Annotated in this window: 16 protein-coding genes and 1 pseudogene; all 17 read right to left on the bottom strand. The window is 70.3% G+C overall.

All coding sequences use genetic code 11. From position 1 onward, the window contains the following. Nucleotide 1 precedes the first annotated feature (1 nt). Complete coding sequence (locus OG928_RS43765) at nt 2-817, bottom strand: EboA domain-containing protein (RefSeq protein ID WP_331767600.1); 816 nt, start codon at nt 815-817, stop codon at nt 2-4. Beyond that, on the bottom strand, nt 810-1652 hold the full coding sequence (locus tag OG928_RS43760; protein WP_331767599.1) for a sugar phosphate isomerase/epimerase family protein: 843 nt from the start codon (nt 1650-1652) through the stop codon (nt 810-812). The genes OG928_RS43765 and OG928_RS43760 overlap by 8 nt, the downstream gene beginning before the upstream one ends. Nucleotides 1653-1659: 7 nt before the next feature. Further along, the gene (locus OG928_RS43755) at nt 1660-1836 is read right to left on the bottom strand and encodes a hypothetical protein (protein WP_331767598.1); all 177 of its coding nucleotides are present in this window, start codon (nt 1834-1836) and stop codon (nt 1660-1662) included. 99 nt (nt 1837-1935) lie between these two features. After that, entirely contained in the window at nt 1936-3066 is a 1131-nt protein-coding gene (locus OG928_RS43750; protein WP_331767597.1) for an SCO3242 family prenyltransferase, read from the bottom strand. Further along, a complete protein-coding gene (locus OG928_RS43745; protein ID WP_406291820.1) occupies nt 3056-4249 on the bottom strand; it encodes an inositol-3-phosphate synthase in 1194 nt (397 codons plus the stop codon). Before OG928_RS43745 ends, OG928_RS43750 begins: the two co-directional genes overlap by 11 nt. Nucleotides 4250-4576: 327 nt before the next feature. Further along, nucleotides 4577-5758 (bottom strand): ROK family transcriptional regulator, encoded by a 1182-nt coding sequence (locus OG928_RS43740; protein WP_331768322.1) that lies wholly within the window; start codon nt 5756-5758, stop codon nt 4577-4579. Between the two features lie 409 nt (nt 5759-6167). Continuing rightward, a complete protein-coding gene (locus tag OG928_RS43735) occupies nt 6168-7148 on the bottom strand; it encodes an OmpL47-type beta-barrel domain-containing protein (protein ID WP_406292130.1) in 981 nt (326 codons plus the stop codon). A gap of 96 nt (nt 7149-7244) precedes the next feature. Continuing rightward, nucleotides 7245-10745, bottom strand: a pseudogene (locus OG928_RS43730) (ThuA domain-containing protein); the annotation flags it as partial. 199 nt (nt 10746-10944) lie between these two features. Next, nucleotides 10945-11805 carry a sugar phosphate isomerase/epimerase family protein gene (locus OG928_RS43725; RefSeq protein ID WP_331767595.1) on the bottom strand — a complete coding sequence of 287 codons (861 nt, stop codon included), beginning with the start codon at nt 11803-11805 and terminating at the stop codon, nt 10945-10947. A 94-nt stretch (nt 11806-11899) separates the two neighbouring features. After that, on the bottom strand, nt 11900-13123 hold the full coding sequence (locus OG928_RS43720) for an ABC transporter substrate-binding protein (protein WP_331767594.1): 1224 nt from the start codon (nt 13121-13123) through the stop codon (nt 11900-11902). After that, nucleotides 13120-14160 carry an ABC transporter permease gene (locus OG928_RS43715; protein ID WP_331768321.1) on the bottom strand — a complete coding sequence of 347 codons (1041 nt, stop codon included), beginning with the start codon at nt 14158-14160 and terminating at the stop codon, nt 13120-13122. Before OG928_RS43715 ends, OG928_RS43720 begins: the two co-directional genes overlap by 4 nt. 65 nt (nt 14161-14225) lie before the next feature. After that, a complete protein-coding gene (locus tag OG928_RS43710; RefSeq protein WP_331767593.1) occupies nt 14226-15236 on the bottom strand; it encodes an ABC transporter permease in 1011 nt (336 codons plus the stop codon). Beyond that, nucleotides 15233-16747, bottom strand: coding sequence for a sugar ABC transporter ATP-binding protein (locus OG928_RS43705; RefSeq protein ID WP_331767592.1), 1515 nt, complete (start codon nt 16745-16747; stop codon nt 15233-15235). Before OG928_RS43705 ends, OG928_RS43710 begins: the two co-directional genes overlap by 4 nt. Next, a complete protein-coding gene (locus OG928_RS43700; RefSeq protein WP_331768320.1) occupies nt 16744-17898 on the bottom strand; it encodes a Gfo/Idh/MocA family oxidoreductase in 1155 nt (384 codons plus the stop codon). Before OG928_RS43700 ends, OG928_RS43705 begins: the two co-directional genes overlap by 4 nt. A gap of 646 nt (nt 17899-18544) precedes the next feature. Beyond that, the gene (locus OG928_RS43695; protein WP_331767591.1) at nt 18545-18712 is read right to left on the bottom strand and encodes a hypothetical protein; all 168 of its coding nucleotides are present in this window, start codon (nt 18710-18712) and stop codon (nt 18545-18547) included. A 176-nt stretch (nt 18713-18888) separates the two neighbouring features. Beyond that, nucleotides 18889-19452 carry a hypothetical protein gene (locus tag OG928_RS43690; RefSeq protein WP_331767590.1) on the bottom strand — a complete coding sequence of 188 codons (564 nt, stop codon included), beginning with the start codon at nt 19450-19452 and terminating at the stop codon, nt 18889-18891. A gap of 62 nt (nt 19453-19514) precedes the next feature. Then, nucleotides 19515-20015, bottom strand: coding sequence for a hypothetical protein (locus tag OG928_RS43685; protein WP_331767589.1), 501 nt, complete (start codon nt 20013-20015; stop codon nt 19515-19517). Nucleotides 20016-20128 lie beyond the last annotated feature (113 nt).

The raw sequence follows: 20128 nt of genomic DNA, 5'->3' as shown, positions 1-20128 counted from the left end.
ATCAGTACTCCTCGGGCGTCGGCGTGAAGCAGGAGGTGATCGGGGCGATGTCGGCGGGCACCGCCCGGCCGGCGGCCGCTCGCTCGCTGGCGAAGTCGGCCAGCATTCGGGCCAGTTCGGCATCGGCGCGGTCGCCGAGCCCGGTGACGGTGGGGCCCAGCGGAAGGCCGAGGAAGACACACTTGAGGACGCCGTGGCGCCATGCCTCGGACCCGAGCGCCCGGTAACCGCACGGGCCCATGGCGGCGGCGACGAGGCGGTGGTCGTTGGTGCGCAGCGCGTCCTCGACGAGGAGGCGGGACACGTCGGCCTGCGGGTCGGGGCCGGTTCGCGCGTTCGGCCCGGGCGGGTGCGAGGAACCCGCCGGCAGATAGGGCAGAGCGCGAAGTATCGCGCGCCGCTCGTGGGCGTCGCCGCGCTCGTACAGGGCACGCACGAGCGCCGGCAGGTCGCCGCTTGCCGGGTGGGTTCGGCCGCCTCCCGCGTGCGGTTCGAATTCCCGTACGGCTGCCGCGGACACGGCGTGCAAAAGCAGCACCCGAGCGGCGTCATCACAGGTCCAGCCCGGGAGTTCGGCGAGCGGTGCCCGGCCGCAGAGCCGCCCGGCGGACGCGAACGCGGTGGCCAGGCGGGCGGGTTCGGCCGCCGCCTCGACGGGCCAGTCCCGCCGATCGGGCCCGACCGCGTGGGCGAATACGGCGCGCAGTTCGGCCATGTCGGGATCGGGTGGCCCGTCCGGGCGCACCCCGTGTCCGGGCGGCGCGGGTGGGGGACCCGGTATCGCCGCTTCCTCCTCGACGGTTCGATGGTCAGGCACTCTCGGCCTCCTTCTCGGCGGCGCGCAGAAAGGCGATCGATCGCCGGGCGGTCTCGGTTGCCGCGTGGCTGTGGCGTGGAAGTTCGACGCCGACGAGCCCGTCGTAGCCGACCTCGGTCAACGCCGCCACGACCGGAGGGAAGTCGATCTCGCCCCGACCGAATTCCAGGTGCTCGTGCACCCCTCGCCGCATGTCCTCGATCTGGACGTTGACCAGGCGCGACCCGACGCGCCGCACGCAGTCGGGCACGGGCAGCGGTTCGAGGCAGCGGCAATGCCCGATGTCGAGGGTCGGACCGAGGTGTTCGGGTCGGCCGAGGCGCTGCCACAGCTCGTCGTAGCGGTCGAGCGTGTCGACGAACATTCCGGGTTCGGGCTCGAAGCCGAGCGTGACACCTCGGCTGTCCGCTTCGGCCAGAACGCGCGCGCAGCCGGATACGAGACGATCCCAGCAGGCCGCGGGGTCGGCATCGTCGGGGGCGGTGCCGCTCCAGAACGACACGACGGGCGCACCGAGTTCGGCCGCGATCCGAACGGCGCGTACCAACAGGTCCACCCGGCGTTCGGCGTCGTCGGCGCACAGCAGGGTCGGTCGATGTTTGCGCCAGGGATCGAGAAGGTAGCGGGCGCCGGTCTCGACGACGACGGAGAGCCCGAGTCGGTCGAGCCGGGCGGCCACATCCGCGACGCGCGCGGACAGGTCGTCGGCGTAGGGATCGAGGTGATGGTGGTCGAGCGTCAATGCGACACCGTCGTAGCCGAGATCGGCCAGAACCGAGAGCACGTCGCCGATCCGGTGATCGGCGAAGCCGTTGGTGCCGTAGGCGAGCCTCACGAAGACGTCACCTCCAGTGCGAGAAGCGCGAGAAGTACGAGACGTGCGAGACGTGCGAGACGTGCGAGACGTGCGAGACGTGCGAGACGTGCGAGACGTGCGAGACGTGCGAGACGTACGAGACGTGCGAGACGTGCGAGACGTGCGAGACGTGCGAAGCGTGCGAGACGTGCGAGCGCGACAAGTGCCAGAAGTGCGAGACGTGCGAGGGGTCAAGAGGTAGGAAAGGAACGGGCCGCGCGTGGCCGCCGGTCCGGGAGCGTGGGCGCTTCGAGCTCCGCCCTCACGTCGGCGACACGACCTTCGCGAGTGCTCGGGCGCCCGGCCACGCGGCCGACAGGACGAGCGCGGCGTGCGGTCGGCCGAGCCGGGACAGCAACGCGGCCTGGAGGGGCAACAGGCCCAGGACACCACCGCCGACGGCCGCGCGGACCGTGCCGACCCGAGGGTCGCCGATCGCCCGGACCAACGGCCGCCCGTAGGCGGCCAGGTAACCCGCAAGCCCCGCACCGGACACCGAAGCGGCCCCCGCCCGGTCCCATCGGGCGCCTCCCCGCGTCCCCGGGCCGCCCGGCGCGCCCCATCCCGCCCTCCGCCTCCGCCCCACGGCCCCCGCCGCGAACGAGGTCGCCGCCGCCGTGGCCAGGGCCGCCGCCGGCGGGCCCGGGGTCGTGCCGTGTACTTCGTGGCGGCTGAGCGCGGTCACGCCGTACGTGTGCAGGGCCACGACGCCCGCGCACCCGGCGGCGTCCGCGAGTCCGCCCGGCAACCCCGGTCGTGCGCCGACCATGACGTCCAGGCCGCGGGCGAGGGCCATGCCCGTCGGCGCGGCCGGGGTGCCCTTCAGGACCAGGTCGTACATCCACACCGCCCCGGCGAGGCCGAGCACCGCCGGCAGTCGCCGGCGACCGCCCGCCCAGGCCCCGAGCGCCACCCCGGCAGCCGTCAGACCCGCGGCCGTGGCCAACGCCTCGCCGGGACTGATCCGGCCCGAGGGGATCGGCCGCTCGGGCCGTTCCTTGGCGTCGAGATCCCGGTCGGCGTAGTCGTTCAGCGCCATGCCGGCCCAGTACAGGCACACGGACGCCACCGGCAGCGCCACCTCCCGGCCGCGGGGCAGCCCTCCCGACGCCGCCGCGCCCACCAGGACGTCGCCCGGGACACTCAGCGCGGCCGGGGCCCGGACCAGCTCCGCGAACGCCCGCCACCGCGAACGCCTCGCGCACGCACCAGGGTTCACGTTCGCGCCCAGGTTCGGGTTCGGGTTCGCGCCCGGGTTCGCGTCCGGGTCCGGGTCCGGGTCCGGGTCCGGGTTCGCGTTCGCGTCCGGGTTCGGGTTCACGCCGGGGTTCACGTTCGGGACACCCCCGTCCGCGACGTCCAGGCTTTCGAAGGATTCGCCATCACCACTCACCCACGGCCTCCTGACTTGCCGTCAGGCGTCCGCGGGCCCAGGACACGAGGGCGTCGTATTGCGCCGACAGGGCGTGCACGTCCGTCCCCACCGGATCCTTGAAGTAGAAGGCGAGTTCGCGCAGCGGCCCCGCGCAGCCCACGTCCAGGGCACGCGCCGAGAGCCGCGCGAGGTCCAGGACGAGTGGCGCGGCAAGCGACGAGTCGCAGCCGGTCCAGGTGAATTGCAGGTTCATGCGGGTTCCGAGGAAGCCCTCGAACGTCACGTGGTCCCAGGCCGTCTTCCACTCGCCGAGTTCCGGGACGTTGTGGATGTGGACTCCCCCGCCCACGGGGTGGCCGAGCAGCGAGCGGAGCGCCCGATCCTTGGAGTCGATCTTGGCGGCGGCCCGCTCGGGTCGGGACAGGGTCTCGCCGTCGCCGCCGCCGAGCAGGTTCGTCCCCGACCACGATGTGACGCGCAGGGCCCGCTGCGCGAACATCGGCGCGAGCACGGTCTTGAGCAGGGTTTCCCCCGTCTTGCCGTCGCTGCCCGCGAAGGGCAGCCCGCGCGAGGTGAACACCTCGGCCACGCCCGGTATTCGGGCACCCGCCGACGGGGTGAAGTCGACGAACGCGCAACCGGCGTGTGCGGCGGCCCACGCGTAGCGCGCGCTGGGGGGCAGGACGTCCTCCCCCGTCGCGAGCGCGTCACGCAGCGTCGCGCCGCAGGCGTGGGCCGGGTGTGGGGTCGTGACGGGTTCGGTCGACGCGAGATTGACCACCACCACGCGGGCGAGTGCGTACGTTTCCCGAAACTCCGTCAGATCGCCCGTCAGCGCGGCGATCTGCTCGACCTGTGGCCGCGGGTCGTCGACGGCCACGCCCGGACGCAGTCGGGCGTCCACCTCGTCGAGTCGGGCCGCGATCAGATCCGGCAGACCGGGCGGCAGCACCCCGTCGGCGGCGAGCCGCGCGGCGCGTTCGCGCAGCGGTGTCCCGAGGATGTCGTGTCCGCCGAACACCAGGTCGGCGAACGCGGGCAACGCGCACCCCTCGAACGGTTCGGTGGCCGTTACGCAGCCCAGTGGCGGCGCGTCGCCGGCACCGACCGCGAGCGCCCCGCTCATCGTGGTCACGGCCACCGAGCCACGGGCCCCCACCAACCACACGCCGGTCCGACCCGCCGACTTCACGAGCACCACCCGGGAAGGCGGCCTGCCGCACCCCGGACGACGTCGGTCGCCCGGCGGCCGATGGGCCCAGGCACCTCCTTGAGTGGTGGATCGACTCTCCATCCGGCGAACAACGCGATCGATCGAGGCATCGACTCTCCCTGTCCCTTGGTGCCGTCTGCGTGCCGAGCAATGTCGTGCCGAGCAACTGTCGTGCCAAGTACCTGTCGTGCCAGTCCCTGTCGTGCCGGTCCCGGTCGTGCCGGTCCCGGTCGTGCCGAGTACGTGTCGTGCCGGATATCCGCGGTCTGTTTTCGGTGTGTGCCTTCCTGCTGTGCGAACGAACCGGTGGAGGGATCAGTGGGCGATCAGAACGTGGTCGCTGATGAGGCGGGTCGCACCGATGACCCCTGCGGTGCCGCCGAGTTCGGACAGGACGATGGGCAGATTGCCGGTCGCGAGGGGCAACGACTGGCGGTAGACGACGCTGCGGATCTCGGCGAGCAGCGGGTGACCGAGCCCGGCCACACCGCCGCCGATGATGAGCAACCCGGGATTGAGGAAGCTGACGAGTGCCGCGATCACCCGGCCCACGCGCATGCCGCCTTCCCGGACGATGGCCACCGCCGCCGGGTCTCCGGCCGCGGCGGCATCGCCGACGTCCCGACCGTTGAGCGTTCCGTTGCTCGCCAGCCGGCGGACCAGGAACGGTGAGGCGCCCGAATCGGCGGCGGCCCGCGCCTCACGGGCGAGTGCCGCGCCCGAGAAGTAGGCCTCCAGGCAACCGGCGTTGCCGCAGACGCACATCGGGCCGGCGTCGTCGAGTCGAATGTGGCCGATGTCGCCGGCGCTGCCGGAGATGCCCCGGTAGATCTCACCGCCGACGACGATGCCGCACCCGATGCCGGTGCCGATCTTGATCAGGAGGAAGTCGTCGATGGATCGGGCCACCCCGGAATGCAGTTCACCGAGGGCCATGATGTTGACGTCGTTGTCGACGAGCACGGGGCAGCCGAGCCGGCGGCCGACGACGTCCCTTATCGGGAAGCGGTCCCACCCGGGCATGATCGGCGGGATCACCGGCATGCCCTCGCGGAAGCTGACGGGTCCGGGTACGCCGATGCCGACGCCGTGTACCTGTGGAAACGGGTCGACTTCGCGCAGTTTGTCGACGAGCGCGAAGACCCGGTCGAGGACCTTCTCGGGGCCGATCCGGACATCGCATGGCTCGGTCAGGTGACCCAGGACCTCTAGTTCGCCGTTGGTGACCGCGACGTCGATCGAGGTCGCGCCGATGTCGACGCCGATGAATCGCATGGCGGGCGAGAGCCGAACGATGCCCGAGCGTCGCCCGCCGCGTGAGGCGGCGAGCCCGGCCGGCTCCACGAGGGCGAGTTCGGTGAGGCGATCGACCTCGATGGCGAGCTTGGAACGCGACATGTGGACGCCGTCGCCGAGTTCGGCCCGGGACTGGGGGCCGTTGTCGCGCAGCAGACCGAGCAGGCGCGCTTGGTGTCGGTTCTCCGGGCGAGGTGGCATCCGCATGGCATCGCCTTCGTCGAGTTCCGCCGGGTCCGCATCGGCTGCACCGGAATCCGGACCGGGACTCGAGTCGGGGTGCGCATCCGCTGTGCCGGGGTCCGGATCCGAACCGGGACCCGAGTCGAGTTCGATCGAGTCGAGACAGGTCGCCCCCAAGCGCGCTTCGGGATCCGTGGCGGGGTCCCGATCCGGAGTTCGCGCCGACACGTGTCCGTCGACAGCCGGCTTTCGCCCGCTGCTCCTTGAGTTTGGCCTGTGCATCATCGAACTTTCCCCATTCAAGAACAAAGTTGATGACGACTGTATCGGGGTTCCCGCGGCCCCGCCGAAGCGGGGCCGCGGCAAGTCCCTTTCTCCTCCCCCACGTTGCCGTGTTTCGCGACGTTACGCCCTGTCTATCGCGAGATCACCCTCCGATGTCGGCTATCACGCGATTCGCATCCCGGGTGAGGGTCGTGCGCACGTCCGCGTTCGGGACCACCTTCATGTCGGCGACGAGGGTCTTGAACCTCCCCAGTTCGGCGATCGCCTTGTCGTCGTTGCCTTTCGCCTCGGCCACGCGAGCCTTCTCGATCTGGCTGGTGAGCTTCGTCTTGGCCGTCGCGGACAGCCATCCGGTGGCACGGAACCGGTCCACGAGGTTCTGCATGTCGCGCATCGACGTGGTCACCGCGAACCGGACCGCGGTCGTCGTCGTGTTGCCCGCGTTGTCCACGGCGGAGACGTCGACGGTGTGCTGCCCGAGGCTCAGGGCGAACAGCGGTTGAACCGTGCCGGACGTGAAGGCCTTCCCGTCGAGTGTGCCCGCGAGCGTCTTGACGCCGGAGGTCGGATCGATCGCTTCCCAACTCACCCGCACGTCCTGCGAGTCGCCGTACACCGCACCGTCGGCGACCCCGGCCACCAGCAGCACGGGCTTGGTCGCGTCGATCTTGATCGTCGCGGCCTTGTCCGCCTCGACCAGTCCGGCCCGGTCGGTACCCCGGTAGCGCAGGACGTGTTCGCCGTCGCCGGACACCGATACCGGGCTGCCCGAGTAGGGCGTCCAGGCGCCGCCGTCCAGCGCGTATTCGATGCCCGCGACCCCTGACGATTCGTCAACGGCCGCCAGCGTGACCGGAATCGCTCCCGCATGCCAGCCGCCGTCGCCGGGTGCCGCGAATCCCGCCGTGGTCAACGGCGCCTTGGCGTCGACCTTGACGACCAGTTCCCTGCTCTCCTCCGTGTTGCCGGCCTTGTCCTTCGAGCGGTACTGGAGTTTGTGCTCACGGTCGCCGCTGACGCTCACCGGAGTTCCGTCGTACGTCGTCCAACCGGCGGCGTCCAGGTTGTACTCGGTGGCGGCGACGCCCGACCCATCCGCCTCGTCGGTCCCCGTCAGCGTCACGTTGACGGGAGCCGTCGTGTACCAGCCGTCCTTCCCCGTGGGCTGGGCCGGATCCGGCGTCGCGGTGGTGACCGGCGCCTGGGCGTCCGCGGCGACCTTGGTGAACTTCCACTTCTGGTTGTTCGCGCCGTTGCACGTCCATTGCACGACCTTGGCACCGTCCTGCGTGCCGACGCCGGCGACGTCGGCGCACAGGTTGCTCGTGACGTTGGCGAGCGAGTACACGCCGGGCTCGGCGCCCGTCCCCGGCCGCCAGTGCTGGTTGCCGCCGCCATTGCACGTGTACTGGGCGAGCTGGACGTCGAGTTCGGTGGACTGGCCCGGGATCTCCAGGCACTTGCCGCCGATCGCCGACTTGATCGTGTACGAGCCGTCACCGACCGGGTCGACCTGCCACTTCTGCTCCTTGCCGGCGCCCGGCGTTTGCTGGACGATCGGCGCGGAATCGGCCGGCGACGCGCCCTGCACGGCCATGTTCTTGCCGCTGTGCTTGGCCGTCAGGGTGTACAGGCCGGCCTCGATGCCGGGCCCGGTGACCACCTCCGGATCGAACTGGATCGCGTCCACGTCGAAGGAGTTGTTCGCCGCCGCCTTGAACACCACGTAGAGCTTGTGCGTTCCGGCGAGCGCGGCCAGCGACACGCCGGGCGTGGTCTGGTAGTTGTTCCAGCCGCCGGTGGCCGGAACGGGCGTGCTGCCGAGGAGCGTTCCGGTGGGCGAGTCCGCGTGCACCTCGATGCTTCCACCGCCCGTGGGTGAGGACAGGCGGTATCGAACCGACTTGGTACCGGCGAGGTTGGCGGGGTCGAACATGATCCAGTCGTTGTTGCTGACGTCGCCGAGTCGCTTGCCGTTCTCCGCGCCCGGTTCGTCGATCACCCGAATCCCGGACTGCGCGGTGAAGTACTCGGCCTGCTTGTGGCGCGGCTGGAGGACGGCTCGGGCGTAGCCGGTGAGCCGGCTCGCGCCGGGTGCGCCGTTGTCGGTGTACTTCGCGTTGAGCACGAAGTACAGGTTGGCGCCCTCCGGGTGCCCACCGAGGTCGTCGGTGGCGATGGTGCCCTCACAGCCGGTGAGGTCGGCGGTCGGGTGTTCGTGGTCGTCGTGGCCGAGGGCCGGGTTGACCACGACCTGCGAGCAGTCGATGGGCCCGTCCTCGGGGTCGGTGACCTTGACCTTGTAGGGGACGCGGTCACCGAAGGCGATGAACTGTCCGTTGGCGGGGAACTCCAGGGTGACCGTGGGTGCGGTGTTGCCCACGGTTATCGCGAGGTTCGCGAAGCCCGATTGGCCGGCCGTGTCCGTCACCTTGAGTTGCACGCTGTAGTCGCCGTTGACGGTGTAGACGTGCGTCGGGTCGGCCTCGGTGGAATCGGTGGTGCCGTCGGCGTCGAAGTCCCACGCGTAGGTGAGCGCTCCACCGTCCGGGTCGAGCGTGCCCGCGCTGGAGAACTTCACGGTCAGCGGCCCGGGGCCGTTGCTCGGGGTCGCGCTCGCCTTGACGATCGGCTTGCGTTGGCCCTGCGTGTAGTCGATCCGGTAGAGGCCGGAGTCGTTGTTGCCGCCGCCGAACGAGCTGCCCCAGTCGAGCACGTACAGGGAGCCGTCCGGCCCGAAGGTCATGTCCATCGGCTTGGCGAACTTCGCCGTCGGCAGGAAGTCGTTGATCTTCAGGACCTTGTTCGACGCGTCGAAGCGGATCTCCTTGACGAAGCCGCGCGCCCACTCGTAGAAGAAGCCGGCGCCGTCGTAGTAGGCCGGGAACTTCGTGGTCGAGGGGTTGTTCGGGTCGTAGCGGTACACCGGCCCGGCCATCGGCGCGGAGCCGCCCTGGCCCATTTCGGGGAACTCGGGCGAGGCGCCGTAGCCGTACCAGATCTCCGGCATCTGCACGGCCGGGAGCTGGGTCAGACCGGTGTTGTTGGGCGAGGGGTTCGTCAGGTTGGCGCAGTCGAACTTCGCTCCGACGACCTTGGTGTCGGGGTTGTACGGCGCGTAGGGCTGGTTGTTGCCGTGGCAGAACGGCCAGCCGAAGTTGCCGGGCTGCTTGATGACGTTGTACTCGACCAGGCCTTCGGGCCCCCGGTCGGTGGTCGGCAGTCCACGGTCGGGCCCGTAGTCGGCCACGTGGACCCAGCCGGTGGCCTGGTCGACGCGGAAGCGGAACGGGTTGCGGAAGCCCATCGCGAAGACCTCGGGCCTGGTCTTGTCCGTACCCACCGCGAACATGTTCCCTGACGGAATGTCATATCCGCCGTCGGCCTTGGGCTTGATCCGCAGGATCTTGCCGCGCAAGTCGTTGGTGTTGCCCGCGGTCCGGGCCGAGTCGAGCATGAACTTGCCGGGCCGCCAGTCGATCGGTGAGTAGCCCTGCCAACTCGGGTCCAGGTTGGGCGCGACGTCGTCACCGGTGCCCAGGTACAGGGTGCCGTCGGGGCCGAAGTCGAGTGCGCCGCCGGTGTGGCCCGGCTCGCCGAAGGTACGGCTGCGGTAGGCGGGGACGTCGATGACCTTCTTCTCGCTCGCCAGGTCGATCGTGTCGCCGGTGACGGTGAAACGGGACAGGCGGTTCACGTCGTCCGGGCTCGCGGCCGGCGAGTGGTAGAGATAGATCCAGTGGTTCTGCGCGAAGTTCGGGTCGAGCGCCATGCCGACCAGGCCGTCCTCACCGCCGGTGTACACCGAGAGCTTGGCCGCCGTGGTCGAGCTGTGCGTGTCGGGCTTGTAGACCTTGACCTCACCGCTGCGCTGAATGTAGAAGACCCGCCCGTCGGGGGCGACGTCGAGCTGCATCGGGTCGGCGGTGTTGTCGTCGAGGGCGACCTTCTCGAAGCCGCTCCACACCGTGCCGCCGCAGTCGCCGGGCTCGGCGCCCGCCGCCCACTTCAAACCGCCCAGGATGTGCTTGCGCAGGTCGGGTTCCCCGTAGGACGAGGCGGTGTGGCCCATGGCCGTGGCCCAGACCCGACCGCCCTCCGCGTTGCGGCACCACGAGATCGGGTGGTCGGCGCCCATCTTGGACGGGCCCGGGTTGTACGTGGTCTCGTCCGCCGTCACGAGGACGTGCACGTTCCCTCGGGGGTTCTTGTCGAAGTTGTACCACTCCTCGCTGCGGGCCCAGCGCTCCGGCAGGTCCTTGGTCGAGGGGTGCTTCCGGTCGGCGACCTTGGCGGTGCCCGGGAGGACACCGGGCGAGTGGGCGGGCATGTGCGCGCCGCCGTTGACCAGGTCGTCCCACCACGGGAACTCGTTGTCGATGCCCATGTCGGTGGCGTTGTGGAGGGCCACGACGCCCTTGCCGGAACGGACGTACTTCTGCAGGGCGGTGCGCTGGGCGTCGTTGTCCCAGACCATGCCCGAGTTCTGGAGCATGACGAGGACGTCGAAGCCGGCCAGGCTCGCGTCGTTGAAGACGGCCGAGTCGTTGGATTGCACGACTTCGTAGTGGTTGGCCTCGGCCTCGTCCTGGAACATCTTGATCCCGGCGGGGATCGAGTCGTGCACGTAGCCGACGGCCTCGGTGAACAAGAGGGCGCGGAACGTGGGGTGCGCCTGCGCCTGCTGAACGGGCGTCAGGGTGAACAGGGCCAGGGCCATCGCGAGGACGACGCCGAGAGACCGTACGGATCGGGCGGATCGGGAGGCGCGTCTGGGGTTGGGTGGACCGATCGAGCGCATAGATTCTCCTCGTTTCACGCAGGGATGCGCTGCTCGCGCCGCGTGGGTCGCGGGCGAGCGGGACGGTGCGAGGGTTTTCCGTGGCCGGTTGGTCGGACCGGGCGAGGTGCCGTACGGGTCAGAGCGCGGCGAGGGTCGCACGCAGGAAGGCGATGCCGTCGCGGGCGATCGCGTCCTGGGTGGCCGCGAGCGGCCTCCAGATGGAGGCGGCCACCGCGATCGACGCGTTGTGCGCGGTGAAGGACTCGATGCAGAGCGGGCCCTGATGGCCGGCTTCCTGAAGCGCGGTCAGGAAGCCGGGCCAGTCGAGGTGATCGGCGCCGGGCGTACCGCGGTCGTTCGCGCACACCTGCACGTGCGCGATCCGCCCGCGCGCCGCCCGGACGGCGGTGACGAGGTCGTGCTCCTCGATGTTCTGGTGGTAGGTGTCGAGGGCGATGCCGACGGCGTCGGCCGGGAGTTCGGCGATGGCCTCCAGGGTTTGGGCGACGGTGTTGAGCAGGCTGGTCTCGTACCGGTTGAGCGGTTCGACGGCGAGCACGACACCGCTCGACCGGGCGTATTCGGCGATCGGCGCGAGGCCGTCGCGCAACTCGTCGAGGCAGCGGGCGCGTTCGGCCGCGGTCGTGCGCCAGGTGCGGCCGACCGCCGCGTACATGGGGCCCGCGACGACGGTCGCGCCGACCTCGGCGGCGGCATCGACGCAGCGGCGCAGGTAGTCGCGGGTTCGGCCCAGGCCGGCCGCGTCGGTGGCGACGAGGTCGCGGCCCGGTGGCATGACCGCCGCCACGGAGGCGGCCGTCAGGTCGTGGTCGAGGAGGATCTTGCGGACCGTCGCCGGACTCCAGTCGTCGGGCTGCTCCAACGGGAGTTCGACCATGTCGGCACCGAACTCCCGGATGCGCGGCGCGAGTTCGAGGAGGTCGGCATCGGTCAGCGGGGAGGCCCAGATCCAGGTGTTCACACCGAGCGGACGCATGGCTGTGCTCCTTGTCGTCGCGGGGTCGCCGAGGCGGCGGGATCGGTACAGGGCCGGAGCCGGGGCGGCCGGACGACCGCCCCGGCCCGCTCCGCTACTTGCCGCCCCACTTCTGCGGGTAGCCCGGCAGGGTCTCGCATCCGCACATCGCGTAGTGCAGCGGCGGCATGCCCGGCTTGATGTACTGGTCGCGGTTCTCGGCGGTGATGGTGGGCTGCGGCAGCTTCCATTCCTTCGGAACCGGTTCGCCCTTGAGGATCTTCAGGGCCGCGATGACCGGGGTGCGCCACTGGTACGAGGGGTAGGTCGGGGCGATCGCGGTGAGGTTCTTCTTCTTCCAGACCTCCAGGAACTGCTGCTGGTCCTCACCGGTGATCGGCGGCACCTTCTTGCCCGCGTCCTCGAACGCCTCGACGGCCGCGACGGCAGTGTCGCCCGCGTCCATCCAGACGCCGTCGATGGTGCCGTGCCGCTGGATGGCGTCGCTGACGACGGCCTTGGTCTTGGCGGTGTCGCCGTCCGTGAACTTGACGTCGACGACGTCGAGTCCGCCCTGTTCGAGGATCCGCTTGCCCGCCGCCCAGCGGTTCTCCAGGACGTCGACGCCCGGGAGGATGCGCAACGCGAGGATCTTCCCGCCCGGCTTCACCTTGGTCTTGAGGAACTCCGCGCCGGTCTGACCGAACGCGTAACCGCCGACGGGGTTGATGAACGTCACCGGACAGTCGGTGGTGACGCCGCGGTCGAAGACGATGACCGGGATCTTCCCGCACGCGGCCTTGACGGCCGGGGTGAGCGTCGCGGTGGTGTTGGGCGACACGATGAGCGCCGAGCAGCCCTTGCCGGCGAGCTCCTGGATGTCGGAGATCTGCTTGTCGTCCTTGCCCTGGGCGTCGAGGACGGTGAACTTGGAGATCTCCGGATGGGTGCCGGCCTCGGCCTGGATGTTCTTCAGGCCGGTCTGGCGCCAGTTGTTGGCGACACTCGCGTTGGAGAAGCAGATCTCGTACGGGCCGTCCTTCTTGTACTGCGTGGTGTCGACCATCTGTTGCGGGTCGAGCATCTGCTCCCAGGGTTTGTCGGCGGGTCCCTGCGGGGTCGCCTTGAGCAGCGCCAACTGCCGGTCGTAGTCCGCCTGCACGAAGAACTTCGAGTCACCGGAGTCGCTCTTGCCGGGGCTCGCCGAGTTGCCCGGGGCGGCACCGGGGACCGGTGCCTTGGTCGCCGACGGGGAGTCGGCCTTGTCGCTCGCACACGAGGCCGTGGCCACGAGGGTCGCCGCCAAGAGCACGGTGACCGGAAGTCTGCGCCGCTTCATCGTTGTTCTCCTCGGGGGTTGCGGGACGGGCGTGGAAGGTGACGCACGAGCAGAGACAGATACGGGGTCACACGCCGCCGCGTCCCGGCCCAGTCGAGGGCTCCCAGAGCGACCGCGGTGATGACGATGACGCCCTGCACCGTGGTCTCCATGGCTCCGGAGACGCCGCGCAGGTTGAGCAGGGTGAACAGGGTCTGGAGCGAGAGCGCGCCGGCCATCGCGGCGACGACGGATCCGCTGCCGCCCCCGAGCGCGACGCCGCCCAGGACGACGGCGGTGATGGCCTCGAACTCGTAGCCGCGGCCCGCCTGGGCGGACACTCCGGAGAAGCCGCCGACCAGGATCGCGGCGACGGCCGCGGCGGCCCCCGACAGCACGAACGCGAGCGTCCGCACCCACAGGACTCGTACACCGGCGAGGCCGGCCGCCCGGGCGTTGTCGCCCGTGGCGATGAGGGTGCGCCCGAAGTCGGAGCGCATGATCGTGACCGCGACGACACCGATCACCAGGCACAGGACGACCGCCCAGGGCACGGGCCCGAACGCGGTGTTGCGGCCGATCGTGCGGAAGTCGTCGGGCAGGATGCCGCGCGGGGACCCCTGGGTCCAGTAGAAGACGGCGCCTTCGAGGATGAGCGTCATGCCGAGGGTCGCGATGAACGACGGCACCCGCAACACGGTCGTGACGAGGCCGTTGACGAGGCCGACGAACGCGCCGCCGGCGATGAGCAGTGCGACGACGACGGTCCAGTGCGCGCCGGGGAACGCGTGGTACGTCTCGGCGGTGACGACGACGCCGACCGTGACGAGGGCGCCCACCGACAGGTCGTAGCCGCCGGAGACGATGACCAGGTACTGGCCTGCGGCGAGGACGATCAGCGGCGCCGAGCGCTTGAGGAACGCGAAGAACGGGTCGGGTTCGAAGAAGGTCGGGTCCTCGAGGCCGAGTGCGACCAGGAGCACGGCGAGGAGCACGTATACGGGGGCGCCGGCTCTGAGCGACGCGAGGAATCTGCGGGTGGGGGTGGGCCGGCCGATCCGGGTGCCGGCGACGCCGTCGCTCGCGGCGCCCCCGCGCTTGTCCACGGTCACCGTGACGGCTTTCACGACATCACCCCCTTGTTGCTGCCTCTGCGGGCGTACAGGGCGACCGCGACGATGATCACGACGCCGCGCACGACGTTCTGGAAGAACGGGTCGACGCCGAGTTGGTTGAAGACGCTGTCGAGGACGGAGAGCATGAGGACGCCGCCGATGGTGCCCGCGACGCCGCCGCGACCGCCCGCGAGCAGGGTGCCGCCGAGCACGACCGCCGCGATGGAGGTGAGGTCGTAGCGGGCCTCGGTACCGGCCCACGGCGAGCCCGCGCCCAGCCGCGACGCCAGGAAGAGCCCCGCGAGGCCCGCGCAGACGGCACAGAGCACGTGCGCGGCGATCACGACGCGGTGGGTGCGCACACCCGACAGGCGCGCGGTCTGCTCGTCCCCGCCGACCGCGTACATGTGGTAGCCGAGGCGGGTGCGGCGCAGGACGAACCAGACGGCGACGCCGACGGCGAGGAGGAGAAGCGCCGAGACGGGGATCGGCCCCATGCGGTCGTAGCCCAGGCGCTGGAAGGATTCGGGGACCTTCCCGGTGGGCCCGGAGTAGTTGTCCTCGATCCAACCGCGCAGAATGAAGCCGACGCCCAGGGTGGCGATGAACGCGTTGACCTTGAGTTTGGTGACCACGAGCCCGTTGGCCAGGCCGACCGCGACGGAGAACGCGAGGACGGCGGCGATCGCGGGAAGGATGTTGCCGTCCGCGCCGTCCATGGTCTCGGCGGCGACGAGCGTGGCGATGCTGATCAGATAGGCGACGGACAGGTCGAGCGAGCCGGTGAGGATGACGACGGTCTGGCCGACCGCGACGAGGCCCAGGACGACCGAGTTCTGCAGGATGCCCACCGTGTTGTCGAGGCTGAGGAATTCGCCTCCGCGCGCGGTGACGACGATCCAGCCCAGCAGGGTCACGCCGACGAGAGCCAGGTACACCACGGTGGTGGGGTCGGCGAGCCGGCTCGGAAGGACCGTCCTGCCGCCGGCTGTTCGCGGGGCCAAGGTGTGCGCGTTCACGCGACGGCCCCCGTCGGCGCGCGACCGGCGGTGGCCAGGCGCATGATTTCCTCCTCGGTCGGACCGGCGGGGAGTTCGCCGGCGATCCTGCCTTCGGACATGACGAGTACGCGATCACTCATGCCGATCACCTCGGGTAGCTCGGACGAGACCATGAGCACCGCCATGCCGTCGCGCGCCAGTTCGCGGACGAGGTCGTGGATGGCGGCCTTCGCGCCGACGTCGACGCCGCGCGTGGGCTCGTCGAAGACGAGCACTCCGGGGCGCACCCCGAGCCACTTGGCGATGACGACCTTTTGCTGGTTGCCGCCGGACAGGTAGCGCACCTGCTGGTCCTCGCCTCGGGCGCGCAACGCCACGCGGTCGAGCAGGTCGGCGACCGGGGGTGTGCGCGGTGCGCGCAACATCCGGGAGGCCCGCAACCTGCCGGAAGACATGGCCCGTTCGACGAGCATGGTGTTGTCTCGCACGGATTGGCGCAGTGCGAGGCCTTCGGCCTTGCGGTCCTCCCCGACGAGTGCGATACCGGCGCGGATCGCCTGGCGGGGGGTGCGGGGCCGCAGGTCCCTGCCGTCGACGTGCATGGTGCCGGTGGTGAACGGGCTCGCGCCGAACAGGGCACGGGCGAGGGACGTGCGGCCCGATCCCTGGAGTCCGGCGATCCCGACGACCTGGCCGGCGCGCAATTCGAGGTCGATGTCCGCGAGCTTGGCGTTGCCCGCGCCGCGCACCGCCAGGCGGACGTCGCCCAGGTCGACGGGATCGGCTCGCGGCGGGTAGTAGGCGCCGAGTTCGCGGCCCACCATCAGCCGCACGATCTCGTCCTCTCGGGTGTCGACCGTCGCGAGGGTCGCGACGCGCCGGCCGTCCTTGATCACGGTGACGCGTGCGGACAGGTCGAAGACCTCGCGCAGGCGATGGGAGATGTACAGGATTCCCAGGCCCCGCCCCGCGAGGCGGCGCACGAGCGCGTACAGCTTGTCGACCTCGTGGTCGGCGAGCGCCGCGGTGGGTTCGTCCATGATGAGGACGCGGGCGTCGGTGGAGAGCGCCTTGACGATCTCGACCACCTGCTGCTGGGCGACGGACAGGCGGCGTACCGGGGTGCGCGGGCCGAACGAGGTCTCGTCCAACTCGGCGAGCAGCCGCGCGGTGTGCCGTTCCATGGCCGCGCGATCGACGAGGCCGCGCCGCGTGGGTTCGCGGCCCAGGAACACGTTCTCGGCCACCGTGCGCTCGGGCAACAGCGTGAACTCCTGGTGGATGATCCCGATCCCGGCGGCCTGAGCCTGTGACGGGTGGGAGAACGTCATGGGCAGGCCGTCCACGGTGATCGTTCCGCTGTCGGGGGTGTGGACACCGGCGAGCGTCTTCATCAGGGTCGACTTGCCGGCACCGTTCTCGCCGACGACGGCGTGCACCTCGCCGCCGTCGACATCGAGGTCGACGTCGTGCAGGACGCGAACACCCAGGAATCCCTTGCTGATCCCGGTCACGGCCAGGAGGGTCATCGGACACCGCCGACGGGCGCGGGAACCTTGCCGGTCCGCACGGGGACCCATCCGCTGCCGGTTTCCGCGCTGGTCTCGACGGCGGCGAGGACGCGCTGCACCTGCAGGCCGTCGGCGAACGTGGGTGCGGGGTCGGTGTGTTCGGCGATCGCGGTGACCAGATCGGCGGCCTGGTGGGTGAAGGTGTGTTCGTAGCCGAGCCCATGGCCCGGCGGCCACCAGGCGCCGGCGTAGGGGTGTTCCGGTTCGGTGACGAGAATGCGGCGGAAGCCGGCCGTGCGGGCGTCCTCCGCTCGGTCGTCGAACCACAGTTCGTTCATGGACTCGAAGTCGAACGCGATACTGCCGGCCGATCCGTTGACCTCTATTCGCAGGCTGTTCTTGCGCCCGGTGGCGAAGCGGGTGGCCTCGAACGACGCGAGACCACCGCCGGAGAGTCGGCCGATGAACAGGGCCGCGTCGTCGACGCTGACGTCGCCGTGTTCCGATCCGGCCTCCCCGAGCGGACGTTGGCGCACGAAGGTCTCGGTGAGCGCGCTGACGCCGGTGAGCCGTTGGCCGGCGACGAACTGGGCGGTGTCGATGATGTGCGCGCCGATGTCGCCGAGCGCACCCGAACCGGCCTTCTCCTTGGCGAGGCGCCATACCAGCGGGAAGGAGGGGTCGACGATCCAGTCCTGAAGGTATTGGGCACGCACGTGTCGAATCTCGCCGAGGCGTCCTTCGGCCACGAGGTCGCGGGCAAGGGTGAGAGCGGGCACCCGCCGGTAGTTGAACCCGACCATGGCGCGAACACCGTGGGCTCGGGCGGCGTCGGCCGCGGCGGCCATGGCCTCGGCCTCGGCGACGGAGTTCGCGAGGGGCTTCTCGCACAGCACGTGCTTGCCCGCGGCGAGCGCGGCCACGGCGATCTCGGCGTGCGAGGCTCCGGGCGTGCAGATGTCGACGAGGTCGACATCGTCGCGGTCGAGCAGCTCGCGCCAGTCGGTGAGGGCGGTGGCCCAACCGAGTCTGTGTGCCGCCGTGGTCACGGCGGCACGGTCGCGACCGACCAGCGCGGCCATCGTCGGGGCACGTGGCAGATCGAAGAACGCGCTCACGTTGCGCCACGCCTGGGAGTGCGCGCGGCCCATGAACGAGTAGCCGACCATTCCGATCCCGAGCGACGGCCGGTCGTGATGCGTCGTCACAGAGTTGCTTCCCTTCGCTTCACAACCGCCCCTCTGCGGTCGAGGTTTGGCCAGGAACGTAGTCTCTTCCGCTCGTTCCGAGAAGAGTTTTCCCGCAGAAAAACAAACTTCTTCTACTCACTGGACAAACTGTGTGGTCGAGCGGATCCTGATCTCGATCCCCAGCTTGTAAAGGGAGTTGCGCCCCTTTCCGGGGTGAGGCCGGTCGCACCGCCGCGCGAACGTGCGCAGCCGGACATCGCCTGAGGCCGCTACCACGCAACGGGCTTCCGGGTCGGTTGGCCGGCAAGAGACCCCGAGGACATGGCGCTCCGAGGTCGAGGCCCCAAGGAGCCCACATGGCAAGGCAATTCCGCGTCGGCGATGCGTCAGGCCCGGGACCGGCTCAATGAACGCCCGCCGTGCGCACAGCGCTTCCCGCCGCCCGGGCGACGCCGCCGGCCGCAGTCGCGCGTTGCTCGGCACGGCGCCGGACTCGGGCAACCACAACCGCCCTGGGGTCAGCGGACCTCGGCGATCGGCTTGATGCTCGCGGGATCGGGCGCGTACACCGCGTCCACCGCGTCCTTCGGGCCGGAGTCGATTCTGGTGGCCGCCACGAGGAAGATCACGCGTTGACGGCGACACCGATCGGCAGGAGCAGCCACAGCGGCACGAAGGCGAGGGGCACGAAGAGCATGGCCGTGAACGGTGGATACGTCGCGAGCAGGTTGTGCGGTGTGTTCAGCGGGCCGTACAGGTCGTCCCGTCCCGGACGGCTCTGCCCCCTCGCCAACCCGTCGATGGTCGACTTGGTCGTCTATCGGGCGGAGTGTTCGATCGCGTGCTGCGGGCGACCATACCGAGTATATATACTCGGTATGGTCGATGGAGCAAGGCAGCCGTTCGGCCCCGACCCTCAGGCGACCTGTCTTGTGGCCGGAAAGGGGGTCGAGGCCGAACGGCGCCTCGTCAGCGGGGGGACGTCAGCCAGGGGTCGCGCAGATCGAGGTAGGTGAGGTCGCTGATGAGGGCCATCTCCTCCTCGAAGACTTCCCGTAGCTGCGGCGGCGGTTCCCGCAGCTCTCCTATGCGGGCCTCCGTCTCCGACGTGAAGTAGACCGTCTCGGTGAACCCGCCGTCGCCGTGCAAGGCGGCTGTGCTGCCGATGACATCCGGCCGGAAGTCGACGAAGAGGTCGTCGTCCATCGCCCGATTCAGCTGCCGCATTCGGTCGACGTCGGAGACCCGGCCCTGGATGACCTGGACGAAGCCCGCCTTGTCGGATCCCCCGCGCAGGTGGACGTCGACGTCCGGACAGTCCCGGAAGGTCACCTCGCCGGTGAACAGCTTGGACGTCGCGTCCCACCACGCGCCCTGTTCGGGCCGATCGCTGTTGCGACGCGCCGCGTCCTCGGATTCGAACCGCACGACCCCGACGAACGTGCCATCGTCGGCCACGCCGCCGGTGGCGCCGAGCCAGCCGGCGGCGCCGGGGGCAAGCTCGCGTTGCCACCGCTCGATTGCCCCCCGCATACCTTCGCGGTCCGACACCTTGCCTTGAACGACTTGGATGAACACGGCGCTCCCCCGGCTGCTCAGGCGCCCACGGGGCGACGACGGGGCCGGCGCGTGGCCGCGACGGCGACCCCGCCGGCGGCGATCAGGCCGAGGCCGACGGCGGCCAGCGGTGCCAGCTCGTCGCCCGGGCCGGTATCGGCCAGCTTCACAACGGTGGGGAACTCCTCGGGGCCGCATTGGATGTCGACGGAGGCACCCTTGACGGTCGCCCGCACCACTCCGGTACGCAACGTCAGCACATCCGTGCCGGCCGGCGTCGTGAAGTGCGTGCCCGGTCCGTTCGTTAGATGTTCGCGGCCGTCGGCGCCGGCGATGCGCAGGTCGTTGACCCCCGCACAAGCGACGATGTCGCCGCTGGTCAGGATGATGCTGCCACCCTCGGTCCGGCCCTGGATCGGCGGATTCTCGGAGGCGGGCCCGGCCGCGTACGCCGCGACCGGGAAGGCCGCCAACACCGCGAGCGCACCGGTCGCGACGACGGTGGCTCGACGGGCGCGCCTGCTGACAGTTGCTGACATGGTTCCTCCTCGCGGGGCCCGCCAACGGCAGGCATCTCTCCAGCGATGCCAGTTCCACGCGAAATATGTGTTAAACACACTTTTGGGGTAGTTACGCCGAAAGTACCCACCAT

It is taken from the genome of Embleya sp. NBC_00896, from assembly GCF_045207785.1.
In the GTDB taxonomy this organism is placed as follows: Bacteria; Actinomycetota; Actinomycetes; order Streptomycetales; family Streptomycetaceae; genus Embleya.
Note: the sequence above shows the minus strand (reverse complement) of the source record. Positions and strands in the feature narration are given on the sequence as shown.

Bases quoted from the DNA above. Each gene is read 5' to 3' on its own strand.
- OG928_RS43685 (WP_331767589.1), bottom strand. From the start codon at position 20,015: ATGTCAGCAACTGTCAGCAGGCGCGCCCGTCGAGCCACCGTCGTCGCG.
- OG928_RS43705 (WP_331767592.1), bottom strand. From the start codon at position 16,747: ATGACCCTCCTGGCCGTGACCGGGATCAGCAAGGGATTCCTGGGTGTT.
- OG928_RS43720 (WP_331767594.1), bottom strand. From the start codon at position 13,123: ATGAAGCGGCGCAGACTTCCGGTCACCGTGCTCTTGGCGGCGACCCTC.
- OG928_RS43725 (WP_331767595.1), bottom strand. From the start codon at position 11,805: ATGCGTCCGCTCGGTGTGAACACCTGGATCTGGGCCTCCCCGCTGACC.
- OG928_RS43690 (WP_331767590.1), bottom strand. From the start codon at position 19,452: ATGCGGGGGGCAATCGAGCGGTGGCAACGCGAGCTTGCCCCCGGCGCC.
- OG928_RS43700 (WP_331768320.1), bottom strand. From the start codon at position 17,898: ATGGTCGGCTACTCGTTCATGGGCCGCGCGCACTCCCAGGCGTGGCGC.
- OG928_RS43740 (WP_331768322.1), bottom strand. From the start codon at position 5,758: ATGCCACCTCGCCCGGAGAACCGACACCAAGCGCGCCTGCTCGGTCTG.